This window comes from uncultured Campylobacter sp., from assembly GCF_938031315.1.
In the GTDB taxonomy this organism is placed as follows: Bacteria; Campylobacterota; Campylobacteria; order Campylobacterales; family Campylobacteraceae; genus Campylobacter_B.
Map to the genome: position 1 here is coordinate 1 of NZ_CALHHT010000301.1, position 3,754 is coordinate 3,754.

Here is a 3,754-nt window from a genome sequence, read left to right on the forward strand (position 1 = left end):
CAAGAGCCGTGCGCGACGATCAAGGCTTTAAATTTAAATATCCGCACCTACGCTAAAATTTTAAAATTTCAGATCTGCGCGCGAGTTTTTGATCGGTGCATTGCGCGGGCTGTATTTGAGCCGCCGCAAAACGGACTTCGCTTGCAAAAGCGGGCGAAATCACGTAAGCTAAAATATCAGCGATGCGGGGACGTTTTTGCCGTTGTCACGCAAAAATAGCAGAATTTTAAACTTCTCAAACTCGTCGCCGTCGGCAAGACTTAGCTGCTCTCTAAACTCGTCGATCATGCCAAGCTCATATAGCGCGTACAGATATGCCTCGGTCGCTTCTTGATTCTCGTTTTTGAGCCGCTCGAAAAAGGCTTTGTATTGCTCTGGAGCGAGATGATTTTTTAGCTTTTTAGCAAAGCCGATAAAATCCTGCTCGCTAAATTTTTCATTATTTACGAGATCGAAAAGCTCCTCGCTGCTGATCTCAAAGCTCGCGTCATTCACCGCGCGATCCACTAAAATATTTACCTCGGCTATATCTTGAGGAATTTTATAGGCTTTGATCTTATCGTAGCTTCCTTTGGCAAGCGCTACGGCATAGGCTTTTTTAGTGATATTTTCGCTATAAACGCCCTTGGTTTTTAAAATTTCATACGCATACGCAGGCTCGGCATCGAGGCGGTTGAGTTCGTTTTGCAAAAATAGTCCGTTATCTTTAGGAAGTTTATATTTTCGCAGATCCGCCACTTCGCCGTTTTTAACCTTCTCGATAACGCCTATGACCTCTTTTAGATCCTCATTTTTGACATCTATTCCAGTGCTATCGTACCACGGAGATAAAATTTTAGTAAGCTCGCTCGGGTCTTTAAAATACTCGGTTTTAAAGTCTTTATTGGTATCAAGACCCAGCAAAACCTCTTTACTCATCGCATCGTATGCGCTTAGATCCTTTGCGATCGCCCTTTTTGTGCGGTAAAACGCGAAGCTATGAAAAACGATATGAAAAATCGCCAAAATCATATATAAAATTAGCGGCAGTACGATCCACACTGCCACAGGAAGCGTAAGCGTAAAACCGAAAAGCCCCAGTGTATAGCTACTGCTTTGCTGCGTAAAAACTAAAATCGCGACGATTGCGATATAGACGATCGAATATAAAAAGAATTGCTTGGTTTTCATAGCTAACTCCTATTTTGCTTTTCCGCCTGTTCCTTGCACGAAATGCACAATCTCGCCTCCGGATTTACTTTAAGGCGCTCTAAGCTTATCTGCTCGCCGCAGCTCTCGCAAAGCCCATAAGTGCCGTTTTCGATGCGCTTAAGCGCGCTTTCGATCTCTAAAAACGCCTTTTGTTGATTAACATTGAGCGAGTATTCGATGCTTAAATCCGTATTCATGCTCGCTACGTCAAAATCATCCGCAGCTTTATTTTCGCGCAATTCCGAAATTTCATTTACAGAGCTATTAATATTGGCGATGAGTTGCTCTCTTTTTTCTTCTAAAATTTTCTTGTAAAATTTCAACTCGTTTTTCTTCATTACTTCCCTTTATTTGTGATATGGATGGTTTGCGTTAATGCACAGCGCGCGAAAAATTTGCTCAAAGAGCAAAAGTTTAGCGATTTTATGCGCTAACGTAAGCCTGCTAAGACTGATTATTTTATCGGCTTTTGCCTTAAAATTTTCACTAAGCCCGTAAGCGCCACCGATGAAAAACGACACGGCGCTTTTGTCCTTTAGCATTCCGGCAAATTCCACGCTATCTAGCTCCTGCCCGCGCTCATCCAAAGCTACGACGTATCCGCTAAGGCGCGGTAGATAAGCTTCATCATACGCCTTAAGCGCTAGCTCAGCAGATGTGCTTTGTGCGCGAGCGATATTAGCATTAAAAAATGTCTCATCTCGCACTGCGGCAAATTTAGCTGCCATTTTTTTATAGGCGCTTATCTCGCTAGCAAACTCGTCCGTGCCCTTTTGAATGGAATTTACCGTTATCTGCACTACTCTTCGCTTCCCTCTTCGTGCAGCGACTTATCGCTCGTATCGTCAATCTGCACGGCGTTTTTGCTAAGCACGTTGATTATATCGCTTAAATACTGTCTCATCTCAGCTCTAGGCACGATCGCATCAATTAATCCGTGCTCGAGCAGAAATTCCGATCTTTGAAAGCCCTCCGGCAGATCCGCGCCGATGGTTTGCTTGATGACGCGCTGCCCGGCAAAGCCGATAAGAGCGCCAGGCTCTGCGATGATGATATCTCCCAGCCACGCAAAGGACGCGCTCACGCCGCCCATCGTAGGATCGGTAAGAACGGAGATGAAAGGAATCTTATGCTCGGATAAAATTTTAAGCGCGGCGGAGGTTTTGCTCATCTGCATTAGCGAAAAGGTGCTTTCTTGCATCCTCGCGCCGCCGCTTGCGCTTACGACGATTAGCGGCTCGTTTTTATCGAGGCTACGCTTTACAGCACGCACGATCTTCTCGCCCTCCACGGAGCCCAGGCTTCCGCCCATAAAATTAAAATCAAATACCACGAGCTGAATCCTCTGGCGGCTTATAGCGCCCTCGCCCGCAATCACCGCGCTAAGCCTGCCCGTTTTTTCTTTGCTCTCGGCAATACGCTTTTTGTAGGATTTTTTATCTACGAATTTTAGCGGATCGACGGGCTGCAAATTTTTATCGAACTCCACGAACGAGCCCTCGTCGCAGATCAGATCGATGCGAGCCTGCGCGTCAAAACGAAGGTGATAGTTACACTTGGGGCAAACGCTATGATTTTGCTCGACCTCTTTGCTATACATCAGCGCGCCGCATCCCGGGCACTTGATCCAGTGCGTAGGAGCTTCGCTCGGCGCAGGTTGCGTCCTACGTATTTTTGAAAATAGATCTCCAAAATTCATATGATTTCCTTTAAATTCCATGAAATGTAACTTCTGATTATAACCTAAAATTCTTTATTTAAATTTATATGTGAATTTCGCTAAAATAGGAAAATGCAAGGATTTATATTAAAAACGACCAAAGTTAGGGACGAGGACTGCATCGTGGACGTGCTGAGCGAAAGCGCGCTCGTGCGTGCGTATCGCTTTTACGGCGCGCGCCATTCAAACATCATCCAGGGCTATAAGATCGACTTCGAGCTCTCGCAAAATCCAAACTTCCTCCCTCGTCTTAGCGGCGTGATGCATCTGGGATACGCGTGGCTCGCAAGCCGCGAGAAGCTGCTATTTTGGCAGCAGTTTATGCGACTTTTATACGCACACCTAAAAGATGCCGAGCATCTGGATAAATTTTACTACGAGCTGCTCACAGAGGCCGCTGCGCGCTTCGGCAAACAAAATCCGCGCCGCATAATCGTAGAAAGCTACGCCGAAATTTTAAAATTTGAGGGGCGATTGCACGACGAGCCATATTGTTTTTTATGCGATGAGGAAATTTTAGAAAATATCGCGCTATGCCGCGGTTTTTTGCCTGCGCACGAGCATTGCGCACAAAGAGTAGGCTTTGCGCAGGATGAAATTTTAGAATTTTTACAAAGCAAAAAGACGCTAAATTTAAACGACGAAACGGTCGAGAAGCTCTATGATATAACGCTTGAGGGGCTTTGAGCGCAGCGCATTTGGTGCGGACGAAAATTTCAAGGCTTGGGCGCTAAATTTAAAATTTCGTAGAATTTCAAAATTTCATTAATGGACAGCTTTGCGCTTTATTTGCTTTGCTCGCGCAGAGCCAGCTAATCCCGCATTGCGCGGGATTTTGCATTA

General features: G+C 45.4%; 6 protein-coding genes. 2 read left to right on the forward strand and 4 right to left on the reverse strand.

Annotated elements, in window-relative coordinates; all coding sequences use genetic code 11:
* Window positions 1-219: hypothetical protein (locus tag Q0236_RS07470; RefSeq protein ID WP_297916556.1), on the forward strand; the 219-nt coding region annotated here is incomplete at its 5' end.
* Here Q0236_RS07470 and Q0236_RS07475 read toward each other — a convergent pair.
* The 4 genes from Q0236_RS07475 to accD are packed head-to-tail and all read right to left on the reverse strand — an operon-like array spanning window position 169 to window position 2,890.
* Window positions 169-1,170, reverse strand: a complete 1,002-nt coding sequence (locus tag Q0236_RS07475) for a LapA family protein (RefSeq protein ID WP_297916558.1) — start codon at window positions 1,168-1,170, stop codon at window positions 169-171. The genes Q0236_RS07470 and Q0236_RS07475 overlap by 51 nt on opposite strands.
* Before the next feature lie 2 nt (window positions 1,171-1,172).
* Window positions 1,173-1,529 (reverse strand): RNA polymerase-binding protein DksA, encoded by a 357-nt coding sequence (gene dksA, locus Q0236_RS07480; RefSeq protein WP_005872423.1) that lies wholly within the window; start codon window positions 1,527-1,529, stop codon window positions 1,173-1,175.
* 9 nt (window positions 1,530-1,538) lie between these two features.
* Window positions 1,539-1,991, reverse strand: coding sequence for a 23S rRNA (pseudouridine(1915)-N(3))-methyltransferase RlmH (locus Q0236_RS07485; RefSeq protein ID WP_297916560.1), 453 nt, complete (start codon window positions 1,989-1,991; stop codon window positions 1,539-1,541).
* Window positions 1,991-2,890, reverse strand: coding sequence for an acetyl-CoA carboxylase, carboxyltransferase subunit beta (gene accD / locus Q0236_RS07490; protein WP_297916562.1), 900 nt, complete (start codon window positions 2,888-2,890; stop codon window positions 1,991-1,993). The genes Q0236_RS07485 and accD overlap by 1 nt, the downstream gene beginning before the upstream one ends.
* Window positions 2,891-2,983: 93 nt before the next feature.
* Here accD and recO point away from each other — a divergent pair, with 93 nt between their 5' ends.
* Window positions 2,984-3,598: a recombination protein RecO gene (gene recO / locus Q0236_RS07495; RefSeq protein ID WP_297916564.1), complete on the forward strand. Its 615-nt coding sequence runs from the start codon at window positions 2,984-2,986 to the stop codon at window positions 3,596-3,598.
* Window positions 3,599-3,754: the final 156 nt, after the last annotated feature.